This window comes from Roseovarius pelagicus (genome assembly GCF_025639885.1).
GTDB classification, from domain to species: Bacteria; Pseudomonadota; Alphaproteobacteria; order Rhodobacterales; family Rhodobacteraceae; genus Roseovarius; species Roseovarius pelagicus.
This window is the reverse complement of sequence record NZ_CP106738.1, coordinates 2,817,273-2,841,671: the sequence shown is the minus strand read 5'-3', so window position 1 is coordinate 2,841,671 and position 24,399 is coordinate 2,817,273. Positions and strand designations below refer to the sequence as shown.

General features: G+C 57.6%; 19 protein-coding genes and 1 pseudogene. 2 read left to right on the top strand and 18 right to left on the bottom strand.

The features are described from left to right. Positions 1-24: 24 nt before the first annotated feature. The 18 genes and pseudogenes from N7U68_RS15130 to N7U68_RS15045 form a co-directional block, all read right to left on the bottom strand. Complete coding sequence (locus N7U68_RS15130; RefSeq protein WP_165194256.1) at positions 25-942, bottom strand: LysR family transcriptional regulator; 918 nt, start codon at positions 940-942, stop codon at positions 25-27. Positions 943-974: 32 nt separating this feature from the next. Further along, positions 975-2,759: a TRAP transporter permease gene (locus N7U68_RS15125; protein ID WP_373322931.1), complete on the bottom strand. Its 1,785-nt coding sequence runs from the start codon at positions 2,757-2,759 to the stop codon at positions 975-977. 2 nt (positions 2,760-2,761) lie between these two features. Further along, positions 2,762-3,715 carry a TAXI family TRAP transporter solute-binding subunit gene (locus tag N7U68_RS15120; protein WP_263047354.1) on the bottom strand — a complete coding sequence of 318 codons (954 nt, stop codon included), beginning with the start codon at positions 3,713-3,715 and terminating at the stop codon, positions 2,762-2,764. A 259-nt stretch (positions 3,716-3,974) separates the two neighbouring features. Next, on the bottom strand, positions 3,975-6,191 hold the full coding sequence (locus tag N7U68_RS15115; protein WP_165194261.1) for a TRAP transporter permease: 2,217 nt from the start codon (positions 6,189-6,191) through the stop codon (positions 3,975-3,977). Positions 6,192-6,193: 2 nt separating this feature from the next. After that, a complete protein-coding gene (locus tag N7U68_RS15110) occupies positions 6,194-6,511 on the bottom strand; it encodes a DUF1850 domain-containing protein (RefSeq protein WP_165194262.1) in 318 nt (105 codons plus the stop codon). 158 nt (positions 6,512-6,669) lie between these two features. Further along, the gene (locus N7U68_RS15105; protein ID WP_165194264.1) at positions 6,670-7,647 is read right to left on the bottom strand and encodes a TAXI family TRAP transporter solute-binding subunit; all 978 of its coding nucleotides are present in this window, start codon (positions 7,645-7,647) and stop codon (positions 6,670-6,672) included. Between the two features lie 174 nt (positions 7,648-7,821). Continuing rightward, positions 7,822-8,592, bottom strand: coding sequence for an ABC transporter ATP-binding protein (locus tag N7U68_RS15100; RefSeq protein ID WP_263047353.1), 771 nt, complete (start codon positions 8,590-8,592; stop codon positions 7,822-7,824). Then, entirely contained in the window at positions 8,589-9,446 is an 858-nt protein-coding gene (locus N7U68_RS15095; RefSeq protein WP_263047352.1) for an ABC transporter ATP-binding protein, read from the bottom strand. Before N7U68_RS15095 ends, N7U68_RS15100 begins: the two co-directional genes overlap by 4 nt. Continuing rightward, the gene (locus tag N7U68_RS15090) at positions 9,443-10,366 is read right to left on the bottom strand and encodes an ABC transporter permease (protein ID WP_373322930.1); all 924 of its coding nucleotides are present in this window, start codon (positions 10,364-10,366) and stop codon (positions 9,443-9,445) included. Before N7U68_RS15090 ends, N7U68_RS15095 begins: the two co-directional genes overlap by 4 nt. Continuing rightward, positions 10,366-11,427, bottom strand: coding sequence for an ABC transporter permease (locus N7U68_RS15085; protein ID WP_263047351.1), 1,062 nt, complete (start codon positions 11,425-11,427; stop codon positions 10,366-10,368). The genes N7U68_RS15090 and N7U68_RS15085 overlap by 1 nt, the downstream gene beginning before the upstream one ends. Further along, entirely contained in the window at positions 11,428-13,023 is a 1,596-nt protein-coding gene (locus N7U68_RS15080) for an ABC transporter substrate-binding protein (RefSeq protein WP_263047350.1), read from the bottom strand. A gap of 35 nt (positions 13,024-13,058) precedes the next feature. Next, positions 13,059-14,128, bottom strand: a pseudogene (locus N7U68_RS15075) (dipeptidase). A 137-nt stretch (positions 14,129-14,265) separates the two neighbouring features. Further along, complete coding sequence (locus N7U68_RS15070) at positions 14,266-17,340, bottom strand: hypothetical protein (protein WP_263047349.1); 3,075 nt, start codon at positions 17,338-17,340, stop codon at positions 14,266-14,268. Beyond that, positions 17,337-18,734 carry a hypothetical protein gene (locus N7U68_RS15065; RefSeq protein ID WP_263047348.1) on the bottom strand — a complete coding sequence of 466 codons (1,398 nt, stop codon included), beginning with the start codon at positions 18,732-18,734 and terminating at the stop codon, positions 17,337-17,339. The genes N7U68_RS15070 and N7U68_RS15065 overlap by 4 nt, the downstream gene beginning before the upstream one ends. Before the next feature lie 101 nt (positions 18,735-18,835). Further along, complete coding sequence (gene speB / locus N7U68_RS15060; RefSeq protein ID WP_263047347.1) at positions 18,836-19,813, bottom strand: agmatinase; 978 nt, start codon at positions 19,811-19,813, stop codon at positions 18,836-18,838. Between the two features lie 34 nt (positions 19,814-19,847). Beyond that, positions 19,848-20,675: an ABC transporter ATP-binding protein gene (locus tag N7U68_RS15055; RefSeq protein WP_263047346.1), complete on the bottom strand. Its 828-nt coding sequence runs from the start codon at positions 20,673-20,675 to the stop codon at positions 19,848-19,850. Between the two features lies 1 nt (position 20,676). After that, positions 20,677-21,498: an ABC transporter permease gene (locus tag N7U68_RS15050; RefSeq protein WP_263047345.1), complete on the bottom strand. Its 822-nt coding sequence runs from the start codon at positions 21,496-21,498 to the stop codon at positions 20,677-20,679. Positions 21,499-21,570: 72 nt separating this feature from the next. Next, positions 21,571-22,635, bottom strand: a complete 1,065-nt coding sequence (locus N7U68_RS15045) for an ABC transporter substrate-binding protein (RefSeq protein WP_263047344.1) — start codon at positions 22,633-22,635, stop codon at positions 21,571-21,573. 158 nt (positions 22,636-22,793) lie between these two features. Between N7U68_RS15045 and N7U68_RS15040 the strand changes: the two genes are divergently transcribed. Both N7U68_RS15040 and speB (N7U68_RS15035) read left to right on the top strand, forming a co-directional pair. Then, on the top strand, positions 22,794-23,426 hold the full coding sequence (locus N7U68_RS15040; RefSeq protein ID WP_263047343.1) for a TetR/AcrR family transcriptional regulator: 633 nt from the start codon (positions 22,794-22,796) through the stop codon (positions 23,424-23,426). Beyond that, the gene (gene speB / locus N7U68_RS15035) at positions 23,423-24,397 is read left to right on the top strand and encodes an agmatinase (protein WP_263047342.1); all 975 of its coding nucleotides are present in this window, start codon (positions 23,423-23,425) and stop codon (positions 24,395-24,397) included. Before N7U68_RS15040 ends, speB (N7U68_RS15035) begins: the two co-directional genes overlap by 4 nt. The last annotated feature ends 2 nt before the right edge of the window (positions 24,398-24,399 follow it).

The following is a 24,399-nucleotide window of genomic DNA, read 5'->3' as shown; positions in this document are numbered from 1 at the left end:
TAAAACGACACTGCATGAGTTTTTTTAACGCAAGAGCATTTCCGAACCGATCATCTCTTGGGCCAGCGCGATGAACGCTTCCTGCGCCGGATTAGGACGCACACGCCGCAACCCAGCCAGCGAGAGGACTGGCGTGCGGACCTCTTCCAAAATCTCGATAGTTCGGACAGGCGCATCCGGGTCATTGCCGTAGGGTGGGCACATGTTGACCAGCGCATACGCATCACTTCGCCCGACCAAGTTGCGCAACAACTCGAACGACTGAACGCGTTGGGCAATGCGGGGCAATCCCAGTCCGCAATCTGCAAAGATCGAAAAGATGTAGTCGCGGGTATTGGCGTAGTCAGCCAGAATATAGGGATAATCCTCGAAATCCCGCAATGACGCGCGTGACAGCCCCGCCAACGGATGCCCCTGAGCAACCAAGATACGCGGTGGCAGGTCCAGAACCGGCCAAGTGCGGATCGCAGCAGGCAAGTCGGTATCATAGGTCAGGGCCAGATCGCTGCGCCCCGAAACCAGACCACTCAGCAGATCACTGATCACACCTTCGCTGATATAGACGTCAATCCCCGGATAGCGCGCCCGGAAGGCCTCTAGAAAGGCCGGGATCACATAGGGCGCGAGGCTACGCAAAACGCCCACTTCCAGCGCCCCTTCCAGCCCACCATCGCGCCGGCCGCCAGATTGTTCGATTCCTTCCACGCCGCTTAACACGTTGCGCGCCTCAATCAGCGTTTCCTTGCCAGCATCGGTCAACACCAACCCGCGTGCATGACGCCGCTCAAACAACTGACACCCGATAACGCCCTCCAACTGTCCGACCGACAAGGAGATCGAGGAAGCCGACACATTCATCACTTCCGCTGCCCGCTTGAAACTGCCATGTTTCGCGGCGCTGGCAAAATAGCGCAATTGCCTAAGGGACAGTCTGGAATTCATGCGCCACCTCTCAGTTCACGCGCGGTCATCGCCTAGATTGGCGCCAGTACCAGCAGCAGCCCAACAGCAGCAGCGGCCAAGCGCAGCAAGACATGCCAGCGCCGGACCAATGCCCAACTGATCAGCGCCAGCCCGGCGCCGATCTTGATCGCGGCCAGCACCGCCATCACCGGCGCGCCGGTCAGGTTAATGAGCGATGGCGCAGCAACCATACCCAGCGGGATCAGGTAGAGCCCGACGCCCAGCGCCATTGCCGTCAACGCCACACGTAGCCAATTTTCCCCGATCATCCCTGCTGCGATGAATACCGCACCACAGACCGGCGGCGTGATGGTGGACAACAATGCATACCAGAACACGAACAAATGCGCCTGCAATGGGTCCAGCCCCAGTTCAATCAGTGCAGGTCCGGCCACTGAGACACAGATCACATACGCCGCTGTCGTGGGCACCTCCATCCCCAGCACCAGACAGGCCAGCGCAGTGAGCAGCAGCGATGGCCAAAGCTGACCACCTGACACCGACAGGATCAACGACGTAATCTTGACCCCCAGCCCGGTTACACCCAGCACTCCGATCACCAGCGAAGCGCAGAATATGATAGCCCCGATCAGCGCCACTTGTTTTCCTGCGTTGATCAATGCGCTTTCGGCCCGCACTGCCGCGCGTCGCAGATCAATCCGCAGATCACGCCCCGTCAGCAACAACACCGCGCCTGCCATGATCGCAAGACAGGCCGCATATTGCGGCGTTACCTGCATCACGAACATGCCCCACAGCAGGATGAAAAAGGGAATCAGGAAAAACCCCGAAGTCACCAGAACATCGCGCCGCGCAGGCCGATCCGCCGCCGTCAGGCCACGCAAATCATAGCGGCGCGCATAGCCGTCGATTCCGATCCATACCGCCCAGAAATACAACAACGCCGGCAGTGCCGCGGCGGCCATAATGCCAGTGTAGGGAACGCCGGTCAGTTCCACCATTACAAAGGCCCCGGCCCCCATGAGCGGCGGCATGATCTGCCCGCCCGAAGACGCCACCGCCTCGACTGCGCCAGCGATACGTTTTGGATAGCCCAGCTTGGTCATCGCGGGCAGCGTGATCGCCCCGGTCGAGGCAACATTTGCCGACGCCGACCCGGAAATCGACCCAAACAGCGCCGAGGACAGGACCGAAACCTTGGCCGCGCCGCCCCTTAGCCTTCCGGCGGCTGCGGCCGCGACATTCATGAATCCCTGCCCGGCCTCGCCCGCGTTCAGCACCGCGCCAAAGATTACGAAGATCGCCACGACATTCACCGATACGGCGGTCAGCGATCCCCACAACCCGCCTTCGGCAATGACTAACGTTCCCAGAAAGCTTTCAATCGGCGTTCCCGAATGGCCGAACTGACCGGGGATGTGTTGTCCTAGCAGACCGTAAAGCAACGCCAGCGCGGCAACCAGCGGCAGCGGCCAGCCGATTGCCCGGCGTGCAGCCTCCAACACCACACAGATCAGAACGGCGGCGATACCGACCTGAAAGTCAGATTCCAAGAAACCGTATTGATCGGCAAGCGCGTCATGGCTGAAAGCAACCCACAATGCGGCGGCACAGCCAAAGACAAGCAGCACCATGCCACTGACCCATTGCGTCCCCTCGCGCTGATAGATCAGCACCCAAGGCAGCACAAAAACCAGATGCAGGGGGCGGCTCACAAGGTTGGGCACCAGTCCGGAGAACACCAACCCGATGTGAAACAAAACTGAGGCCAGCGCAAAGCTGGCCCAGAAAACCCGCGCCAGACCTGCCGGCGCGGGCGTATCAGCGTTGGTCAAGCTCACTTTTGATCGTCGGTGATCTCAAAGCCCGCTTCCTCGTAGTAACGAAGCGCACCGGGGTGAATCTTGCCCGTGATGTTCGCCATCAGATCGGCGTCCACACCGCCCCACCATTTGGCAGATGCGGTCATTGTGGCCTTCTGTTCCCAATATGTCTTGGTCAATTGGTAGGCGGTGTCATCATCCATCTTGGTGGTGGTAAAGGCCACAACCGGTAGCGAGGTCGTCACGATATCCTCGTCCTGCCCCGCATACGTCCCCGCCGGGATCACCAGTTTCGTCCGCTTGGTTTCGGCAATCTGCGCATCGCTCAGCGACACGACCCGCACACCGGTAGAGGCCGCAGCCTCGACCACATTCGGCGCGGGCCAGCTGCCTGCCGTCACAAAACCGTCGATCTGGCCGTTCTTGAGGGCAGGCACCGCATTGGACAGCTCGACATCGGCGATCGTCACATCATCCTGAACCCCAAAGAGGCCCAGATATTTTTCACCTTCACGCGCGCCAAAGCTGCCTTTGCCGAGAAGGATCGTCTTGCCTTTGAGGTCGTCAAATGTGGTCGCGCCGCTCGCCTCGCTCATCACGAAGTGCATGGTCAGCGACGGGATCGGAAACAGGGCGCGGATGTCGTCAAAGGCCGGATCACCCTTCCCTTCGAACATCGCCTTGCCGCCTTGGGCCAGCTTGACCAGAACGGGCGGTGTGGTGAACACATAGTCGCCGCCGCGTGCGCGCACCTCCATCACGTTCTGAACCGAGCCTTGGCTTTCTTCAATCGTCACACTGATTTCGCCGTCGCTGGCCTTGCCCATCGCTTCGGCAATCTGCACCGCCATTTGATAATAGGACGACGTGGACTTGGCGGACTTGTAGGTCACGCGGGTCTCGGCGCTTGCAGGCATCGCGGTCAACAGGGCGACGGCGACAGCAGCAGTCAGATGACTAAACTTCATGGAATATCCTTCCTTGTTTCTCGGGCGTCAATAAATCGTCAGGTGTCGTCAGGGTCAATCGAAATGGTGGGCCGTAGTAGGCCGACATTAACCATAATTGAACACCACCGCCCACGTTGGTAAAACAGCCAGCTGCCCCTTTAAGCCGCGTCGTTGCCATGACAAGCGACATATGCGCGGCCCCCGAAACCGGATGCATCTAACGCAGCCCGAACCGGAAGCCGTTCCTTTTTGACGGTCGCCATTTCAGAATGCGGCGTCAACTCACCGCAGGCGTTGCACTCCGCGCATTCCGCAGGAAAATCGCCAGCACCAGCGCGCCACCGATTGCCATCGCCAGCCATGATGTCGAGATGAGCAACAAGCCCCCAATGGTCAAGGCAACCTTGTCCAGCGTATGCAGCGGTGCCTTGAAATAGCCGATATATGCCGCCGATAGCGCAACGATACAGACAATCCCACTGATCAGCGCCGCGACGAATTCAACCATCGAGAAATCAACAAACAGCAGGCTGGGCGCATAGATGAACATGAAGGGCACCAGCGCCTTGCCCATCGACAATCGGAACGCCGTCATGCCGGTTTGCATCGGGTCAGACCGCGCAAGGCCCGCAGCAGCATACGCCGCCAGCGCGACAGGCGGCGTTACATCCGCCAGCACACCAAAATAGAACACAAAGAAATGGGTGGCAATCAGCGGAATGTCGAATTTCATCAGGGCCGGTGCCGCAATAGAGGCAAGGATGATGTAGGTCGGTGTGGTCGGGATACCCGCCCCCATGATGATGCAGGCGATCGCCACGAACACGAGGCCAAAGAACAGCGCCATGCTTTTTTCGTTCAGCAAACCGGTAAAATCTATTGCGGTCATGAACCCGGCCAGATCATAGGCCAGTTCAACCACCGCAGCAGAGAATTTGAACCCCAGTCCGGTCAGCGTCGTGATCCCCAGCAAGAAGCCCACACAGGCACAGGCAGCCCCGATGGCCAGTGCGAATTTTGCGCCATCCTCGAACCCGCGCACAAGGCGCGGCGGGGTCAACACGGTACCCGTGTCCATCGAGGTATTTCCCAGCCCGCGCATCAGCAGAGGCACATAGGAAAAAACGATTGTCAGGATAATGCCCCAGAAGGCTGCCAGAAACGGCGTGTATTGCATCAGCAGCAGCGCCACCATGACACCCAAGGGCACGAATAGGTGCCATGATTTGCTGAGAACTGCCTTGAATTGCGGGATCTTGTCAGCGGACAAACCCGACAGGCCCAGGCGCTTGGCCTCGAGATGGACCATCAGCATGATCGCCAGATAGTGAAACGCCGCCGGGATGATCGCGATCAGGATAATCTCGTTATAGGGCACACCCAGCATTTCGGTCATCACAAAGGCCGACGCCCCCATGATCGGCGGCGTCACCTGCCCGCCACAGGATGCTGATGCCTCGATAGCCCCGGCAAAGCGCGGCGTGAAACCGGATTTCTTCATCAGCGGAATGGTGAAAGCGCCCGTTGTCACCGTGTTGGCGATCGGAGACCCGGAAATCATCCCGAAAAAGCCCGAGGACACGACCGACACCTTGGCGCTACCGCCCGAGGCACGGCCCGCGACGATGGTGGCAAGGTCGATGAACAGCTGCCCCAGACCGCTCATCTGGGCCAGAATACCGAACAGGACAAAGTGGAACACGTAGGTCGCCACAACGCCGACAGCGACGCCGTATATCCCTTCGGTCCCGACATAGAGATGGTTGATGATCCGCAGGATGTTATAGCCGCGATGGCCCATGATGCCGGGCATGTAGGGTCCCAACATCGCATAGGCCACGCAGAACACCCCGATAAAGGCCAAGGTTGGCCCCATGGTACGGCGGGTCGCCTCCAGCGTCATGATAATGGCGATCAGGCCCATCATGTATTCCTGCGGTCGAGGCGAACCAACGTTGGTGATAAACACGTCGCGGAAGAATAGCACCAGATACAACGAGAACCCGGCACCAAGGATGGCGAACACCCAGTCGCGCAGCGCCACCTTGCTGCCCGGCACGCCCCGCCCCTTGATCGGTAAGGTCAGAACCGTCAGCAGCACCATCACAGCCGCAAAGATGTAGGTAAGCGCAGAAGGCGGCAGCGCCATGACAAGATCGTAGATGATATAAAGGTAGAACGTGCCGAAAATCGCGCTGTCGATCCACAATCGGCGCGTCGGGCTGGCACGGCGGCGCGGGAACACCAAAAACACCAACCCCATGACAAAGGTTAGGTGAATGGTGCGGTGCGTCACCTCGTTCAGCAGGCCAAATCCAGCAGTGTAAACATGGAAGATCGACAAGGCGACGCAGGCGATGGTGACAAGCCGGGCAACCAGCCCCTTGAGGTCGCGAAAGTTCGATTCAGAATCGTATTCACGCACCAACGCCTCGATTTCATCGGCGGTCAGTTCGCGGTCATCCGGGGCGGCGGTGTGCTTGGTCTCTGACATGTTTACTCCGATGGGTCACAGGCCGCGATCCGTAGAGCCGAATGCCCCAGAGATGCAAGCGCGATGGTTTGGTCTGCGATATGAAGGGTATTTTTATATTCCGGCTGGACGCGCACGATCATGGCGCCGATGGGACGGTCGAGATCAAGGATGAATTGCCCGTTCTCGTGTCGCCATCCCGTTGCGTTCATCTCATTGCCCAGTGAGGGCAGCCCAGCGCCATGCGCCTGAAAGATTTCCGAGGTCTGGACGATTTGCCCCGCGTCGATCTGATAGGTATCCAAAACCGGTGTTCGCGAGACAGAATGAATGAAGCTCAATGAAAAGGATCCTATAGTATCAAGAGGATATATATTCAATGGCTTGTCTGATGGATGGCTGTTCAGGCACAAAGACGGTGCCGCATATGTAACCCCAGACAAAGAAAGGATGGCCCATAGGGCCACCCCAAGGACACCAACGGTGCCGCATTGCGACATCACTTGATGCCTTTTTCCGTATAATATTTCTCGGCGCCCGGATGCAGCGGGACAGAAACGCTTTCCAGTGCCTTGTCGAGCGAGATTTCCTTGCCCTTCGGATGCACGTTGCCCAGCGTTTCTGTGTTTTCGTACAGAGCCTTGGTCACAGCATAAATGATGTCGTCCGACACGTCCGCATGGGTCGCCCAGATCGCCCGCACAGCGAGCGTTTCAACGTCATTGTCTTGCCCCTTGTAGGTGCCCCCTGCAAGGATCGCATTCGCGTAATACGGTTGCGTTTCCTGCAACTTGGCAATCGCGGGGCCGTTCAGCGGCACGATGCGGATGTCGTGGCCGTTGGCCAGATCCGTGACCGACGACGTGGGCGAGCCTGCGGTAATCAGAGACGCATCTAGGTTGCCATCCTTGATCTTGTCGACCGACTGCGAGAAGGACGAGAAATCTTCAGAGACGTCTTCGCGTGTCATGCCATGCGCCACCATCAGATCGCCCAACAGCTGCCACTGGCCCGATCCCGGAGAACCGGAAGAGATCGTCTTGCCCTTGAGGTCTTCGAAGGTTTCAATGCCAGAGTCAGCACGCACGACCAACTGGACCGTTTCGGGATAAAGCGCGCCGATTGCACGGACATTTTCGGTTGCCGACCCGTCAAACTGGTTTATCCCCTTGTAGGCGGCATCCAGAATATCAGCGGCGACAAAAGCGGATTCAATCTCGCCACGTCCCAGAAGCTGGGCATTAGCAACCGACGCATTCCCGGTCTCTGCTGTCGCGGAGAGCTTGGTATCGGGAATTTCGGCTGTGTTCGAAATCAGCTGCGCCAGCATACCACCCAAAGGATAATAGGTTCCCCCGGTGCCACCAGTGGCGATACCAAAGAAGACACGGTCTGCGGCAAAGCCGGGCAGAGTGCCCATATGAAGCAGCGGCGCCGCAGCGACTCCACTCAAAAAGATACGACGTGAAAGTTTCATTTTCTTCCCCCGATATAAAAACCTTGCGCTTGTTAATGCCCAGATGCCGGGCGCTTAACAGGCGCTCATACGCCAGACATTGTATCCGCGCGCTATATCTATCTTTGTGAAGTTGTTAGGTAATGTCCAGTTTAGAAAATTCCTCTGCGACGCGACAGGACAAATCAGCCTGCTTTACTCAGTCGGATCCGTAGTGGGCTTGTAACCCAGAGAATTATCCAGCAAATGCTGAGTGTAGGGATGTTCTGGTGCCATTGCGCGCATGGCCTCAACACCCAAAAGCTCAACAATTTCGCCGTTTTGCATAACCGCAATATGTTCACACATATGCGCGACCACCGACAGATCATGCGACACCATCAGATAGGTCAGCCCACGCGTGTCGCGAAGATCGGTCAGCAGGTTCAGCACCTCGGCCTGCACCGACACATCCAGTGCCGATGTCGGTTCATCCAGCAACAACACCGACGGCTCTGGTGCAAGGGCGCGTGCCACCGCCACACGCTGACGCTGCCCGCCTGATAACTGATGTGGATAACGAAAGCGAAACTTCGGGCCCAAACCAACATCGGCCAAAAGCTTTTGAATGCGCTTGTCTATGTCCTTGAAACCATGCAGCTTCAGCGTTTCGCCCAACACCTGATCGACCGAATGGCGTGGATGAAGCGACGCATAAGGATCTTGAAATACCATCTGCACATCTCGGAAAAAAGAGCGCGGGCGCGATTTCCCCAGTTGGGCACCATCCACCTTCATCGTACCTGACCAAGTCGGGACCAACCCGACCAAAGCACGCAGAATGGTAGATTTGCCCGACCCGCTTTCGCCGACCAGCCCGAAACTTGCCCCCGAAGGAACCGTAAACGTGGCCCCGCGCACAGCATCGACACGGTCGTATCTGTCGCCGAACCAGACGTTCAGCTTGTCCAATTCCAAAGTGCTCATTGGCGACCACTCACACTTGGCGCCTCGGCCCAGGCCGGGTCGCGGTTCAATGCCTCAAGCCGCTTTTGTGGTGCTTCCAGTCGGGGCAGTGAATTCAGCAGCCCGCGCGTATAGGGGTGTTTGGCCTCGTGCAACTGATCTGCGGCGCAGGTTTCGACGATGCGCCCGGCATACATGATCAGCACCCGGTCGCAGAACGACGCAACCAGATTCAGATCGTGACTAATGAAGATCAATCCCATGCCTCGGTCCGTTACCAGCCGGTCTATGATCGTCAGAACCGAGGTTTGCACGGACACATCCAGCGCCGATGTCGGCTCGTCCGCGATCAGGATCTCCGGTTCCGTCACCAGCATCATAGCGATCATTATGCGTTGCCCCATCCCGCCCGACATCTCGTGCGGGTAGGCCCGCATCACCCGCTCGGGGTCGCGGATCGACACTGCTTCGAGCATCTCGATCGCCTTGTTCCACGCCGCCTTGTGTGGCGCCTTGGTATGGAAACGGTAAATCTCGATGATCTGTTCGCCAATGCGCATCACGGGGTTCAGCGAAAACTTGGGATCCTGCATCACCATCGAAATCTTCTGACCCCGCACCTGTTGCATTTCCTTTTCGCTCATGCCCATCATGTCGCGGCCATTCAGCTCCATCCGGTCGGCCTCGATCCGGCCCGGCGGTCGGATCAGGCGCAGGATCGCGCGCCCCGTCATCGACTTGCCCGACCCGCTTTCACCGACGATGCCCAGCCGTTCCCGACCCAAAGTGAACGACACACCGCGCACGGCCTCGAACTCGCCCTGACGAGTGGGAAAGGTGACGCGCAGGTTCTCGATATCCAGCAGATTGTTCATCCCGCACCCTCCTTGGGGTCCAACACATCGCGCAGCCCGTCACCTAACAGATTGAACGCAAGCGATACGGTGAAAATCGCCAGTCCCGGCATGGTGGCCACCCACCAATGATCCAGAATGAATTTGCGCCCCTCAGAAATCATCGCCCCCCATTCCGGGCTGGGCGGCTGCGCGCCAAGACCCAGAAAGCCGAGCCCGGCAGCCGCCAAAATCACTCCGGCCATATCGAGCGTGACCCGAACGATCAGTGAAGAAATACACAGCGGCCAGATGTGCTTGGTGATAATCCTGATCGGCCCTGCGCCCTGCAACTTGATCGCCGAGATGAAATCAGAGCTTCGGATCGTCAGGGTTTCCGCCCGGGCGATCCGCGCATACGGCGGCCAAGCGGTCAGCGAGATCGCCAGCACGGCGTTCTCGATCCCGGCCCCCAGCGCCGCGACAAACGCCAGTGCCAACACTAGTCGGGGAAACGCTAGGAAAATATCGGTAATACGCATCAAAATGGCGTCTACCCACCCACCTGTATATCCGGCGATTGTGCCAACCAACAGCCCGGCAACCGGCGCGATCAACGCGACCAGCGTAACGATATAGAGCGTGATGCGCGATCCATAGATCAACCTGCTGAGAATATCGCGCCCCAGACTGTCCGTGCCCAGCACATGACCGTCAGTGCCTGGTGGTCGCAACCGCCCGCTCAAATCCTGCACAAACGGATCGCGCGGCGCAAGAAACGGGGCAAAGGCCGCAACAAGCACGAGAAACACCAAAATTCCCAAGCCGATCATCGCCATATGATTGGCACGCAACGTGAGCCAGCCATGATAAAACGACGCCGCGCGCGCATGATTGCGCGATGTCGGCGTATCGGTCGTCAGCCAGTCGCGCCAGCTTTGCCCTGCCATCGGTCCGGCCATTATCGCGCCCTCGGATCAAAGACCTTGTAGAGCAGGTCAGAAAAAATGTTGAGCAGCACGAACACCAGCCCGACCACCACGGTTCCACCCATCACGGCGTTCATATCCGCCGAGAGCAGAGCGGTGGTGATGTAGGATCCAATTCCCGGCCACGAAAAGATGATTTCGGTCAGAACCGACCCCTCCAGCAACGTGGCGTAGCTCAGCGCGATGACAGTGATCAATTGCACGCGAATGTTGCGAAAGGCGTGACGCCAGATCACCGTGCGTTCCGGCAGCCCCTTGACCCGCGCTGTGGTGATGTACTCGGCTGTCAATTGCTCCAGCATGAACGATCGGGTCATGCGGCTGACATAGGCCAACGAATAGTAGCCCAGCAACGACGCCGGCAGAATGATATGGCTGAACGCATTCTTGAACACGGTCCAGTTCCCATCAAGGATGGAATCGATCAGGATCATGCCGGTAACCGAAGGCACGACATCAACATAGAATATGCCGACACGGCCCGGCCCACCGACCCAGCCGAGAATGCCGTAAAAGACCAGCAGCCCCATCAGGCCCAGCCAGAAAATCGGCATCGAATACCCAATCAGGGCCACCACGCGCGCCAGTTGGTCGATCCATGTACCACGCTTTACAGCAGCATAAATTCCCAGCGGCACCCCGAGGAACACCCCCATGAGGGTGCCAAGCGTGGCCAGTTCCAACGTCGCGGGAAATACCCGTTTGATATCTTCGGCAACGGGGCGCGAATTGAGCAGGGAAACACCGAAATCACCGTGCAAAACATCCCGAAGGTAATAGAAAAACTGCACGATCACAGGTTTGTCCAACCCCATCGTCTCGCGCGCGGCATCATAGGTCGCCTTGGTGGCGCTTTCTCCGACAATAGACAAAACCGGATCGATCGGCATCACCCGGCCAATGACAAAGGTCACCAGCAACAGGCCCAGCATCGTCACAGCAATCGAGATCAAAGTCTTTGCAGTGGGCACCACATAACGGGAAAAAAGGGCCGAACGTCGTCGGCCCTTTTCACTGGATTCGACCAGCGCCATTTATTTGGTCACAGGCCAGTAAGAAATCGCTGTGATTGCGCCGCCCAGGTTCAGGTTCTGGACTGCTGCATTCTTGCCGTTCTGTTCAATTTTCTGGAACATGACCGCAAAAGGTGCCGTTTTCAGAAACTCGCGCTGAATCTCTTCATACATCGCGCGACGCTTGTCACGATCCCCTTCGACTACGGCTGCATCGACCTTTTCGGTCAGCCCGCCAGTGTCCCATGCATTGCGCCATGCCAGCAGGCCAGTCGCGCCCGCCTCGTCCGAATTGTCGGGGTTATAGGCGAACGTACCGGCATTGGTGTGCGGATCAGGATAGTCCGGACCCCAAGCACCGATATACATGTCCAGTTCACGCGCACGATACTTGGAGAGAGTTTGTTTGCCGGTTCCCACCACAAGGTTCAGCTTGATCCCCGCTTGGGCAAAGGTGTTTTGCAGCGATTGACCGATCTCGACCCGTTCCTGCGCTTCGCGGACACCGGCGGTGATTTCCAGACCTTCCACACCAGCGGATGCCAGCAGCTCTTTGGCCTTTTCAACATTCAGCGCATAGGGCGCATCGTCGATAGCTCCCAGATAGGTGGCCGGAAGGAAGTTCTGGTGAATGGTGTACTGACCATCGAGGAAGCTGTTCTGCATTCCTTCGTAGTCGATCAGGTACTTGATCGCGGTCTTCACTTCAGGCTTGGACAGGACCGGGTGCTTGCCATTCAGCGAGATGTACATCAGTCGCCCGCGCAGTTCGGTGTGAATATCAATACCCTCGGCGCCGTCCATACCCTTGACGTCATCCGGGTTCAGGTTGCGGGCCAGGTCAATGTCGCCGCGTTCCAGCAGCAGCCGCTGGCTGGCACTTTCCTGTACGTGGCGCACGATGACACGCTCCAGCGACGGGGCCCCCAGATAGAAATCGGGATTGGCGGACAGGGTGACGCTCTCGTTGGGCTTCCAGCTGTCTACCTTGTAGGCACCGGACCCTGCGGTATTGGTTTTCAGCCATGCGTTGCCCATGTCACCATCGGTCTCATTGGCCATGACCGTCTTCATGTCGACAATGCCGCCGATCGTGGCAGTCAGGCAGTTCAGAACAAAGGATGTCGCATAACGCTTGTCCGTCGTGATCGACAACGTGTTGCCATCCGCCACGATGGTTTCGCCCACATTTTCGGCAGTAAAGCCGAACTGCGTCAGGATGAAGCTGGGAGTCTTGTTCAGGATCACCGCACGGCGCAGCGAGAATTCAGCATCCTGAGCCGTCACCGGATTGCCCGAATGAAAATTGACGCCTTCGCGCATGGTGAATGTGATGGTCTTGCCATCTTCGGACACGGTCCAGCTCTCTGCCAGATCGGGACCATAGCCCGCCGCCAGATCCATCGGGTCAAAGTTGACCAGCTTGCCATAAACGTTGCGACTGACGTCTGCACCCGCGAACTCAAAGCTTTCGGCAGGGTCCAGTGTGGTAATGTCATCGATCCGGTTGGCAACGACCAGCATGTTCGGCGGCGTTTCCGCCACAGCAGGTAGGCCGGTCACACCGACGCTCAGCCCCAGCACCACACTGGCCAGAATATTGGTAATTCGTTTCATCATTATCGTCCTCTCTGTTGTTGTTCTTTGGGCTTTCATGCCTTCTCGCCTGTACCCCAGGTCTTGTCCAAAACACGCAGCCAGTTCTTATGACACAGCTTCTCCATCAGATCTTCGCCGTATCCATGCGCACGCATTGCATCGCGCAGATTTGTCAGCCCCCCTGCGTCGCTGATTGCTTTTGGCACCATTGCACCATCGAAATCCGACCCTAGACCGACCCGGTCCTCTCCCAGCTTTGCCATCAGATGGTCCAGATGACGCAACATTGTTTCAAGCGGGATATCGTCCTTCATCTGGCCGTCCTCCCGGAGAAAGGCCGCAGCAAAATTCAATCCGACCATACCATCACTTTCCGCTATGGCTGCAAGCTGTTTGTCGGTCAGGTTCCGGGCGTGCGGGCTGATTGCGTGCACATTTGAATGGGTTGCAACCAATGGCGCGTCACTATGCTTGGCCACATCCCAGAATCCGGCCTCGTTGAGATGGCTGAGATCCACCATGATTCCACGCGCGTTGCAGATCTTGACCAGCGCTATGCCATGCTCGGTCAGCCCTCCGCCGATATCCCCGGTCGAAGGGTACCGGAACGGCACACCCTCCCCCCAGATTGTCGGGCGGCTCCAGACTGGCCCGATCGACCGCAAGCCCGCACGGTAAAGAACGTCCAGCGCATAAAAATCTGGATCAATCGCCTCAGCGCCCTCGATATGCATGATCGCCGCGATGCGCCCCTCGGCAAAGGATTTGCGAATATCCGCAGTGCTGCGACAGATGCGCACCGCACCGGCCTCCTCCAACCGGAACAGCAAAGCGGCCTGCTCCATCACCGTGGGCAATGCCTCACTGGCAGGGATCGGTTCCGGCAACGGCAGATCGTATTGCGGCTTGCTCATCTCAGAGATCTTTTCATCCAGATCAAAGGGTGAGCGGACAAAGATTGCGAAAAAGCCGCCACCAACCCCCCCTTGCGGGCGCGAGCCTGATCAATGTGGCCGTTCCGTCCATCAAGGAAACTCTTGATCGCAGCATTCCCGCCCGCCAATGACAGCTTTAGCAAAACATCGTTATGCCCATCAAAAATGAGCGGCAGTTTACTGTTCAAACGATTTCCTCCAGATCGACGTTCATCACCACGATGAAAATGGTGCCTTCGGGCGTGGGTCGTTCCGGCAGCCTAACAAGGAAATCCCTGCCTTCGCTAGTCGCGCGATCGCGAAAACGTCCCGGCGGTCCAACTCATCAGCGCAGACCGACGCGGAATGCATACCCTTCGGGCGATCGGGCGTCGGAATACGCGTCGGCAAACCGCAGGATATGAACACCCGGCGCAGAGATCGAAATATCAACCTCGAACAGATCGCCCGCGATTGTCGCCCCGCGCCACCCCTGAACGACGGTTCCGTCTGGCCGCTCGACCTGCACCACCATGTTCAGCGCATCAGGGCTGTCAGTCAGGGTCACCACCAGATCGCCGGCGCGCGATGCTGTAACGGAATACAGATCGTGATCGCCCTTTGGGAAAATCGCCGCGACTATCGATTGGCCAATACCGATTGCCGTAGCTTGTCCAGAGACATCATTCGGCTCCAAGACATCCACACTGGCGGTGTGGTGCAACGCGAACTGGTAAGGGTCGGCAGAACGCGCATCATTATAGGCATCGCGGAACTCGACCAGATACGCACCTGCCGCTGGCAGGTCGGCTGACGTATCAAAGGGTGCTCCCGTAGACGGCGCAGTCGACCAGTTGCGCACCACGGTTTCATCGGCGCGCATGACCCGGACCGTCATGTTGGTTTCTGTCCCGCTGGCGGTCACGTCAATCCCTAATACGCCGGGATGATCCACAGTAACGCGATACATATCTCCATCCGCTTTTGGCAGGATATGCGCGGCATAGCTCTGATCCAGTTGCACCGGCGTCGCGGTCGAGGCCGTTCCATTCGGTTCGGCCCAATCCTGTGTGGGACGGAATGCCGTCTCAAACCGATAGGGCACTGGTGATGCGGCGTCGTTATAGGCATCACGCATTTCGATGATGTAACGGCCCGGCGTGGCAATATCGGCCCAGCCGCGATAGGGCGCGCCGGTTGCTGGCGCGGTTTGCCAGTTGCGCACCACACCACCCACCGCATCCAGCACGCGGAATGTCAGGTTCGTCTCGGGGGCCGAACGCGGCAAATCAACGCTCAACTCGCCCTGATGCGGCAGGTCTATCTGGTACATATCGCCGTCACTCTTAGGCAGGATACTGGCATCCAGCACCTGCCCGATGGTAATTGGCGTGGCCTCGGACATGGTATCGTTCGGCTCGCCATTGTCAGGGGTTTGATCCAACGCGGCAACGATCACATAGGGCGTCGCAGATCGCGCATCGTTGTAGGAATCGCGGACTTCAATGACGTAGCGGCCCGGCTTGGGCAGATCGACCCATGCCTGATGTATCGCACCAGAGCTGGCTGCCGTCTGCCAAGTCCGCAGAACCGCGCCACTGGCCTCCAGCACACGGAACGTCATCGCCGTCTCTGGCCCACTCTCTGTGAACAGCACGGTCATCCTGCCCTGACGTGGCGCCGTGACAACGTAGTGATCCGCATCGCCTTTTGGCAGGATGTTGGCGCGGGTTTCGACATTCCATGCTAATGGCGTCGCCTGCGCCAGATCGTCGTTGGGTTCACCGTGGTCCTGCGTCGGCACAAAGCTGGTCTGCATCACATAGCTGGTCGGACTGTCAGCGTCGTTATAGGCGTCGCGCACTTCGATCATTACCGTGCCTGCCGCCGAGATATCCACCTTATGATCGAATGCGACACCCGCCGCTGGCGCAGTATGCCAGCCAGAAATCACCCCGCCGTCCGGACGCAGCACCCGAAAGGTGATGTTGACCCCCGTGGGAACCCGAGGAAAGGCAATGGTCAACTCACCCTGCTTGGGGATGTTCACCCTGTAGAAATCGGCATCGCGTCTGGGGTCGATTGCGCCCGTCGCCGCATCTCCCAGCCCGATCGGCATGGCCGATGCAATGTCGTCGTTGTTATCGCTCTCCGCCACCGTTGCGCCGCTATGCTGGATCGGTGGCAGCATGGGCGGCGCGGGTTGCACCGGTGCACCCAACCCTGTGGTCGCCGCCCCCGGACCCGCCGCTTGCGTGCCTTGCGATGCCCCGATTGCAGCACCAGTAGCGCCCGCCTGCGCGCCCTGATCTAATGCGTTGCCGCTGCCATCCGCCGTCACATCCGAGGCCAGCGGACATTCAAAGGTAAAAGTCCATTGTGTGCCAGTCGTGCCCTCACAATTGGGTACGACTTCGACCTTGGCAGTACCCGCACCGGGTGGGACGTCCAAAACGATCGTGCCCGAATGGCTGACGCAGCCGGTGGTCTGACTGACGCCACCGACAGTCACGTTCATCTGATCCTTGACGTTGTACATCTCCCAGGTGAATCCCGCCCGACCCGTAAATCCACCCAGATCCACCGTCACGCCACCACCGGCATCCCCACCCGCCTCAACGGCAGAATTGCACTCTGCAACGGTCTCTGCCTCTTCGGCCGCTTCGATCAGCGCAATCAGGCGATATGCGCCCAGCGTCAGGTCCGGGCCATCCGCGGTGTCAAAATGAAATTCGACACTATCCTCGACATCCTCGGCCACGTCTTCTCGCACCGAGAAATAGGCGGTGATATCTGCGGTTTCTCCGGGGTCCAGCGTCAGACCCAGCGGCTCGATCCGATCAAGCAACATGTACTGCGACGGCATGTGTGGCCGCAGGCTCAGTTCTTCGACCGGATAGGCGGTGGAATTATGTACCGAGAAAACGATACCGTTCCCCGTGCTGCCCGCCTCAAAGGTTTCGCGAAACTCAACCATATCAATCTTGGGTTCCAGTAATTCCGGCAGGGCGGGCACCGTGCCGCCAAACCCCACGGCAATCTCCAACTGGTGCAGCGGCAGCGCATCACCCATCGGGAAGTAAACCATCAGCGTTTCGCCCTGATCCGGCGGCGCGTCGGGCACCACATCATAGGTCACGGTGAAATTCTGCGCGCGCCCTGCCGGTATCGTTGTCTCGCGAGGCGCAATCTTGATGTTTTTCAGCCAATGCGATGGTGCATCGATGACCGGCGCAAACACCGGCGTATCCACACTGGCGTCATTGGTCAGGGTAATTCGGTACTGGATGCCTGTGCTGCCGGGCGTATCGGTACGCTTCAGCTGCAGCGCGACTGGCTCGGTCCCTTGCTGTGCTAGGGCCAGAGACGCAACGGCAGTCAACAGCAACGCGGCGCATAGTCGGATCATCTGCGCGCTCATTGCGAAGGCCCTTGGCCATGTATGGCCTTAACGGGTTTGGGCACCACCCCTGCCCCACAACCGCACAAGGTGCCGTGGCGAATGACATCCTGCATGACCAATTCGCGCATGGCCGACATCGCAATGCGGATTTGCAATTCTTCCGAATAATCATCGTAAGCACCCCAAGCGCCATAACCCGCATTTGCGATAATCGTCGCCGCCGCCGCAAACGTCCCGCCCCCCATCGCCACGTTCATTAGGCCAAAGACGACATTGGTCGTGACTCCCTCGATAAAACTCATCGCCGCGCCAGACTGGATCGCCTTGATCTGCTCTTTTTCAAGGGTTTCCAGATCAATCAGAAACGCCCGCATATAGGTGCTGTAGGCAGCGGGATTTTCCGCCTTCTTCTTCGCAATGTCCGCACGCTCATCAGCCATCAGCTCCGTTACGGCACCCGCCATGCCAGTATTGATAACCGGGTTCCACGCCGGGGCCAGCTGCTGAGACATCAAGTACCCCAGCCGTGTCAGATAGGTGCCGCGTGATCCGAAAATCCAGCCAACTGGTGGGCCGTTCAGCTTGGGATTCATGGCGCAAGGGCACTGATACGTCGCGACATCCCGGATCAGCTGATCACGAAAGCCGACCAGCAGATATTCGGTATTGGCGCCAAAAGACTGCGCCCAGTCACCAATCACTGTGGCCAGAACCGACTCCGACAGCAACTCGGTCATTTGGGTTTCCGTCAGGTTTTGGCCCACCTGCAGAGCCAGCGATTTACGGAACATGGGTTTCATCATCGCCGCATAGCGCATGTCGCGCGCTGTCAGCACCAGACGGGCCGCCGCCAGTTCCTTTGCTACATTCTGTTCACCTTTGGCCAACAAACTTTGTTCCAGTTGACCAAGCGCTTCGCTGATTGGCCGAGGGGTGAGGTTGGCACTGGGACTGATCAACTTTGGTATGTTGGTTACCAGACAGCTGGCCGCCACATCGGACATGATCGCATAGGGCATCGTGCCCCACGCGAGGCTAAGCCGATTGTCATCCAGCGACCGAATGTAGAGTTGCGACAGATCCTGCGCGAGGGCGGCGGAATAGGCCATGCCTGCCAACCCTTCATGCGCGGCAAAATCCGCTTGGCCCCGCTTGATCGCGATCATCTGCAACTGCTCGGTACCAGTCAGCGTGGCAGCCACGTTGCCGAACAGGCTTTCGCGGATCGCCATCTGAAAGGTAAAGGCCGACGCGATGCTGTAGCCAAGCGTGGTACGATACCTGTCAGCGGGCTTGTGAATACCGTTGATCGGTGGGGTTGTAATATACTGCCCGAGCGGCTTCACTTCTGCGATCGCCAGACCGGCCCAGCCAAGACACACGCCCAATACCGCGGAAATAATCCTCTTCATGCCATCGCCCCCTCAAGGAGCTTATCAGGCATGGCGATTCGTTCAAAACATGGACTGGTTCGGGTATCTGCGCCGTTGCGCGTTCAGCCCCGAACCCAAAGTCAGGCTGTTGCCGTATCTGGCCGCAATGTCGGCGCGATCACGCATAGCATTTCGAAAATCAGCGATGCCCCCAGATATGCTGTGCCGCCGGAGCTATCAAATGGCGGCGACACCTCGACCAAATCAGCACCGATGATTTTCACACCCACAAGATGGCGCACAACCTCTATTGCCTGATAGCTGTTCGGACCGCCGATCTCGGGCGTTCCTGTGCCCGGCGCAAAAGCAGGATCGATAAAGTCGATATCGTAGGAAATGTAGGTGTCACCGGAACCGGCAATCTCGCGCGCTTCTGACATGACATCACTCACACCTCGGGCATGGAACTCTTCTATTGGAATGACGCGAATTCCCACACTTTTGGCAAAGTCACGATCCTCGCTATCGTAGGTGGTCCCACGAATACCGATCATGCAAACCCGTTGAGGATCGAGCAGTCCTTCCTCCACAGCTCTGCGGAACGGTGTTCCGTGGGTGTATTGCGTACCATTGAAGTAGTCCTTGAACAGATCGGTATGACTGTCGAAATGAATCATTCCCACCGGCGATTTGGCCGCCACAGCCCGCAGAATAGGCAGCGTCGACAAATGATCGCCCCCAGCAGTCATCGGGAATATTCCGGCCTTCAGAACTGTGTCGTAGAACGACGTGATCCGCTTCATGCTTTCCTGAATATCTGCCGGGTTGGGGGGCACATCGCCAAGGTCTGCACAGTTCACCATTTCGAACGGACGGACGCCGGTCGCACCGTTCTGCGCCCTGATCATGGTCGACATATCGCGCAGCTGTCGCGGACCATGCCGCGGCCCTGCCCGGTTCGTGGTCCCACTATCCCACGGAACACCGATCAGGCCGACATCCACATCTGACAATCGCGGGTCCTCCAGACCCACATGCGGCAGACGCATGAATGTCGCCACCCCGGCGAAACGCGGCAAATCGAAGCCCGAAACCGGGTGGAAATAACTATCGCTCATGGTGTTTCTCTTTTCTCATATGGCACTCGGCGCCTCAGCGTTCGTCCTTGGAGCCTTGTTCCTGCATCAGGCGCATGATGTATTTTTCCAGATCACCATAGCCGTCCAGTCCCAGAACCTGCTCTTTGCTGACATAACGTTTGCCCTGTTTGAATTCAGGTACGATGATTTCATGAACCCGCCCCGGATGGCTGGACATGAATACGATCTTATCACCCAGATAGATCGCTTCTTCGATGTCATGCGTGACCATCACCATGGTCGTGTTGGCCGTTTCGGCAATATCGACCAATAGTTCCTGCATGTGCCAACGTGTTTCAGCGTCCAGCGCGCCAAATGGCTCGTCCATCAAGAGCAGCGCAGGATCATTCGCCAACGTGCGAGCGATCGCGACGCGCTGTTTCATGCCACCCGATAGCTGCGAGGGGTACGCATCCTCAAACCCCTCCAGATGCACAAGCTTGATAAATTCCTGCGTCCGCGCGCGACGTTCTTGTTTCGGAACACCGTTAATACGCATACCATATTCGACATTGCCCCGGACGGTCAGCCAATCGAACGAGGTATAGGCCTGAAACACCATGCCGCGCTCTCGGTCAGGACCTGCAATCACGTGGCCGTCCAGACGCAATTCGCCAGTGGTCGGGGTTTCAAGTCCGGCCATCATCCGCAGAACCGTGGACTTGCCACAACCGGACGAACCCAGAATTGTGCAGATTTCATTTTCTTCGACGGTAAAGGTCGCTTCGGCAATCGCCTGAATCTCGCGGCCCTTGCCCAGAGAAAACCGTTTGGAAACACCGTCTACGACCATTTTTGCCGATGACGCATCTATCGTGTTGATGTGTTGAGCTGCGGACAAATCAGTGTCTCCGATCCTGAATGTAGGGAAAGAACCAGCGGTGTGCCTTGCGGAACAGGATGTCGAATGACAGCCCCAGAACACCAATGACAACGATGCCAGCCATGATTTCGTCGGTATGCAGGAACCGTCGCGCGCGCATCATCATCGCACCGATACCAGTGGTCGACGCGACGATTTCAGCAATCACCAGATAGGTCCAGGTCACTGCCAGCATCTGGCGCATGGCGGTCATGACGTGCGGCAGCACAGCGGGCAAAATGATGGTGCGGACAATGGTCCAGCGTTTTCCACCCAAGGTCAGCCCCGTCTCAATCAGTTCCCCACGCACCTCGCGCGTGTGATCCATGATGATCGTGATCAGGAAAAAGATCACGCCGATGACCAAGAGCACCAGCTTGGGCGTTTCACCGGTCCCAAACCACATCAGCAAAATAGGAATGAACGACGGCGCAGGAAGGTAACGCCACGCGGAAACGAACGGATTGAACACAGCCTCGACAGCCGGAAACGATCCCATCGCTATGCCCAGCGGGACAGCTATCGCACAGGCGATCCCAAAGCTGAACACGACCCGCCAGATACTGATGAGAACATCCGACAGCAAATCACGGTTCGCGAACATATCAACCAACGTCGTAAGGACGACATGCGGGGCCGGCACCAGCAGATCATTGACCATCCCGGCCAGTGACATTCCCTCCCAGACAGCAAAAAATAATGCCCAGATAAAAATCGCTGACAGGATGGATTGCTTCGAGGACACCGGCTTGCGCAGTTGAAGGATGGGGGTTCGCGCAGTCCTTTTAGATAAATTGCTCATGTATGCTGCCTAACATCGGGTTTCCCGAAATAGGGGGCCAACCATTGTCGGCCCCCTGAACGGAATGTTGTTTTATTCGTTTGCTTCGATGGCTTGACGATAGCCTTGGTCAACCAGATCGGCCATGAGCGTACAATCGACGCCAGCGGCGGGGTCGTGGACCTCTGTCATCAGGCCGAAACGCACCCAGTAATCATTGATCGTTTTGATGACCGTGGTGATAGAGCCATTTTCCAGACCGAAAGGTGGATCACCTTCCAACGCGCCACAAACTCTGGCAGATTCATCAAAGTCATACATGTAGATCCCGCCCTTCAGGAATTTCCCGTTGCTGCCGATGACGGATTCGATGTCGGCCACCGGCCATTGCAAGAAGTCCGACATCAGCTGATTGCCTTCAGCGGTGTTGTCATGCCACCAGCCAACAGCATCGAACCGGGCCTTCAGCAGGTCCAATGCAGCACCGCGGTGGTTGTTGATGAAATCGCCGTTCATATAGATCACATCGGTGAAAATGCCGGTTTCCAGCATCCAGTCTTCGCCGGTGTTGCCACCCGACGATGCCCCCGGAAGATTCTCCATCACGCGCGTGATCCAAGGCTCATACAGATAAGCAGCGGCCAGATCACCCGACAGCATCGGCCCCACCGCCTCGTCCGCGAGTAGGTTGACCCAAGTGACGTCATCCAGCGGAATGTTTTCGCTGTCCATCCAGACACCCATCAACAACTGACCGATATAGGCCTGCGGGGCGCCAATGCGCGATCCCTTCATGGTCGAGGCATCCATGCCTGGGGCCAGAATAACATGGTCCACACCATATGACGGGTTCGCAAAGGCAACGGTCACGACCCCGGTTCCGCGGTCAATCGCCAGCGGCGTATAATCCCCGGTGCATTCATAAATGTCGATCTGGCCCGCAGCCAAAGCAGCCTGTCCCCCCAAGGGGTCGTCAAAAATGACGCTGTTGATTTCATACCCTTCGGCCAACCCCTTTTGCTGAGCAAGCTCAAGCATGGCGTATCCGGGCCAAGAGACGCAAAGCCCTACATTGATTTGCTCCTTTGCCGCCGCGCCGGTTGCAATCGACAGCGCTGCCGCCCCTGCGGCCAATGCTGGTCCCATCATTTTCATCATGTTGTTTCCCCTTGCTGTTAGCGTTGATTTATTTTTATTGACTACGAAAGTTTAGTCACTAAAATTTCTTTGTGTCTACAATTTTTTTGCGATCTTTTCACGATCGCGCCTCGGAACGGGCACTAGGACGACATGCTGCAGGGAGACAGGAAGTGGCTGTGAGCTTACGAACACGTCAGAAAAAAGATCGCTCAAACCGTATCCTGGAAGTGGCGAGAACGAGATTTCAGAACGAAGGTTACGGCAGCGTCACCATTGAGAGCATCGCGGCCGAGGCCGAGGTGTCCGCCGTGACCGTCTATAACTACTACGAGTCCAAAGCGAACCTGCTGTTGGCGCTGGTCAAGGAAAGCGACGTGCGCCTGATTTCCCAGCTGGAAGATCTGGCAGATAACCTACCCGAGGACATACAGCGCGCTGTTGCAGAGTTTGGTCGGATCATGCGCAAACATGCGATGACCTATCTGACAAAAAGCACGTGGCGAGAGGTACTTGCCGCCAGCATCCTTGAAGGTGGCAAACAGTTCGGCACAACCTATCGCAGCCTCGATCAGGCGTTGATCGAGCTCATGGCACGCATCGTGCAAACCTATCAGGGTCGCGGCACGCTGGCACGTAATCTTGAGGCAGACATGTTGGCCAACACACTGTTCCAAATGCAAAACATCCGATTTTTCCTGTTTATCTCGGACGAAAACCAATCCGAAGAAGAGGCCAACCTGCAATTTCATCGGGATGTTGCCGTGATCTTCGCTGACAAGTTCAAACCAAATTTGAAAGAAGTGAAATGACCAAGAACCAGTATGAACAAGGCAGGCTTGATCTTCCTTTTGTGGGGATCTCGACTTTCGGCAAAAACCCGTACGTTTCCGATTGGGACGCGATTGACGCTGATTTTGCGATCCTCGGTGCCCCCTATGATTTCGGGACGCAATGGCGACCCGGCGCGCGGTTTGGTCCGCGCTCGATCCGAGAAGCCTCGACCCTGTTTTCGTTCGGCCACGGAGGGGCATACGATCACGAGGACGATGTGACCTACCTGCCCGCAGGAGAGGTGAAAATCGTCGATATCGGTGATGCGGACATCGTACACACCGACACCATGACCAGCCACGCGAACATCGAATACGGGGTTCGCAAAATTCTGGCCGCGGGCGCGATTCCAATTACACTGGGCGGTGATCATTCAATCAACATCCCCTGCATCAACGCGTTCGAGGGACAAGAGCCGATACATATCGTACAGATTGATGCCCATCTGGATTTCGTCGATGAACGGCATGGCGTGCGCTTCGGCCACGGGAACCCGATGCGGCGCGCAGCCGACAAACCCTACGTTACCGGCCTGTCGCAGATAGGCATTCGCAATGTCTCGTCCACCGCCAAAGAAGGTTATGACGATGCGCGCGCAATGGGGTCGGATATCCTTTCGGTGCGCCAGTTCCGAAAACTGGGGGTCGAGCAGGTTCTGGAGCGTATCCCAGAGGGCGCGCGGTACTATGTGACCATTGATATTGACGGGTTTGACCCGTCGATCGCAGCGGGGACAGGCACGCCATCGCATGGTGGGTTCCTGTATTATGAAATTCTCGAGTTTCTGGATGGGTTGACCAAACGCGGGAACATTGTCGGTCTGGATCTGGTCGAGGTTGCACCGGATTACGATCACACAGGCACCACAGCCATTCTCGCCGCGCAGGTTCTTATGAACGTGATTGGCCGGATCTCTCACAACGGCTCAACCACCTCAAAGGCAGAGTAAAG

Bases quoted from the DNA above. Each gene is read 5' to 3' on its own strand.
- N7U68_RS15130 (WP_165194256.1), bottom strand. From the start codon at position 942: ATGAATTCCAGACTGTCCCTTAGGCAATTGCGCTATTTTGCCAGCGCC.
- N7U68_RS15120 (WP_263047354.1), bottom strand. From the start codon at position 3,715: ATGAAGTTTAGTCATCTGACTGCTGCTGTCGCCGTCGCCCTGTTGACC.
- N7U68_RS15115 (WP_165194261.1), bottom strand. From the start codon at position 6,191: ATGTCAGAGACCAAGCACACCGCCGCCCCGGATGACCGCGAACTGACC.
- N7U68_RS15105 (WP_165194264.1), bottom strand. From the start codon at position 7,647: ATGAAACTTTCACGTCGTATCTTTTTGAGTGGAGTCGCTGCGGCGCCG.
- N7U68_RS15100 (WP_263047353.1), bottom strand. From the start codon at position 8,592: ATGAGCACTTTGGAATTGGACAAGCTGAACGTCTGGTTCGGCGACAGA.
- N7U68_RS15095 (WP_263047352.1), bottom strand. From the start codon at position 9,446: ATGAACAATCTGCTGGATATCGAGAACCTGCGCGTCACCTTTCCCACT.
- N7U68_RS15090 (WP_373322930.1), bottom strand. From the start codon at position 10,366: ATGGCCGGACCGATGGCAGGGCAAAGCTGGCGCGACTGGCTGACGACC.
- N7U68_RS15085 (WP_263047351.1), bottom strand. From the start codon at position 11,427: ATGGCGCTGGTCGAATCCAGTGAAAAGGGCCGACGACGTTCGGCCCTT.
- N7U68_RS15080 (WP_263047350.1), bottom strand. From the start codon at position 13,023: ATGAAACGAATTACCAATATTCTGGCCAGTGTGGTGCTGGGGCTGAGC.
- N7U68_RS15070 (WP_263047349.1), bottom strand. From the start codon at position 17,340: ATGAGCGCGCAGATGATCCGACTATGCGCCGCGTTGCTGTTGACTGCC.
- N7U68_RS15065 (WP_263047348.1), bottom strand. From the start codon at position 18,734: ATGAAGAGGATTATTTCCGCGGTATTGGGCGTGTGTCTTGGCTGGGCC.
- speB (WP_263047347.1), bottom strand. From the start codon at position 19,813: ATGAGCGATAGTTATTTCCACCCGGTTTCGGGCTTCGATTTGCCGCGT.
- N7U68_RS15050 (WP_263047345.1), bottom strand. From the start codon at position 21,498: ATGAGCAATTTATCTAAAAGGACTGCGCGAACCCCCATCCTTCAACTG.
- N7U68_RS15045 (WP_263047344.1), bottom strand. From the start codon at position 22,635: ATGATGAAAATGATGGGACCAGCATTGGCCGCAGGGGCGGCAGCGCTG.
- speB (WP_263047342.1), top strand. From the start codon at position 23,423: ATGACCAAGAACCAGTATGAACAAGGCAGGCTTGATCTTCCTTTTGTG.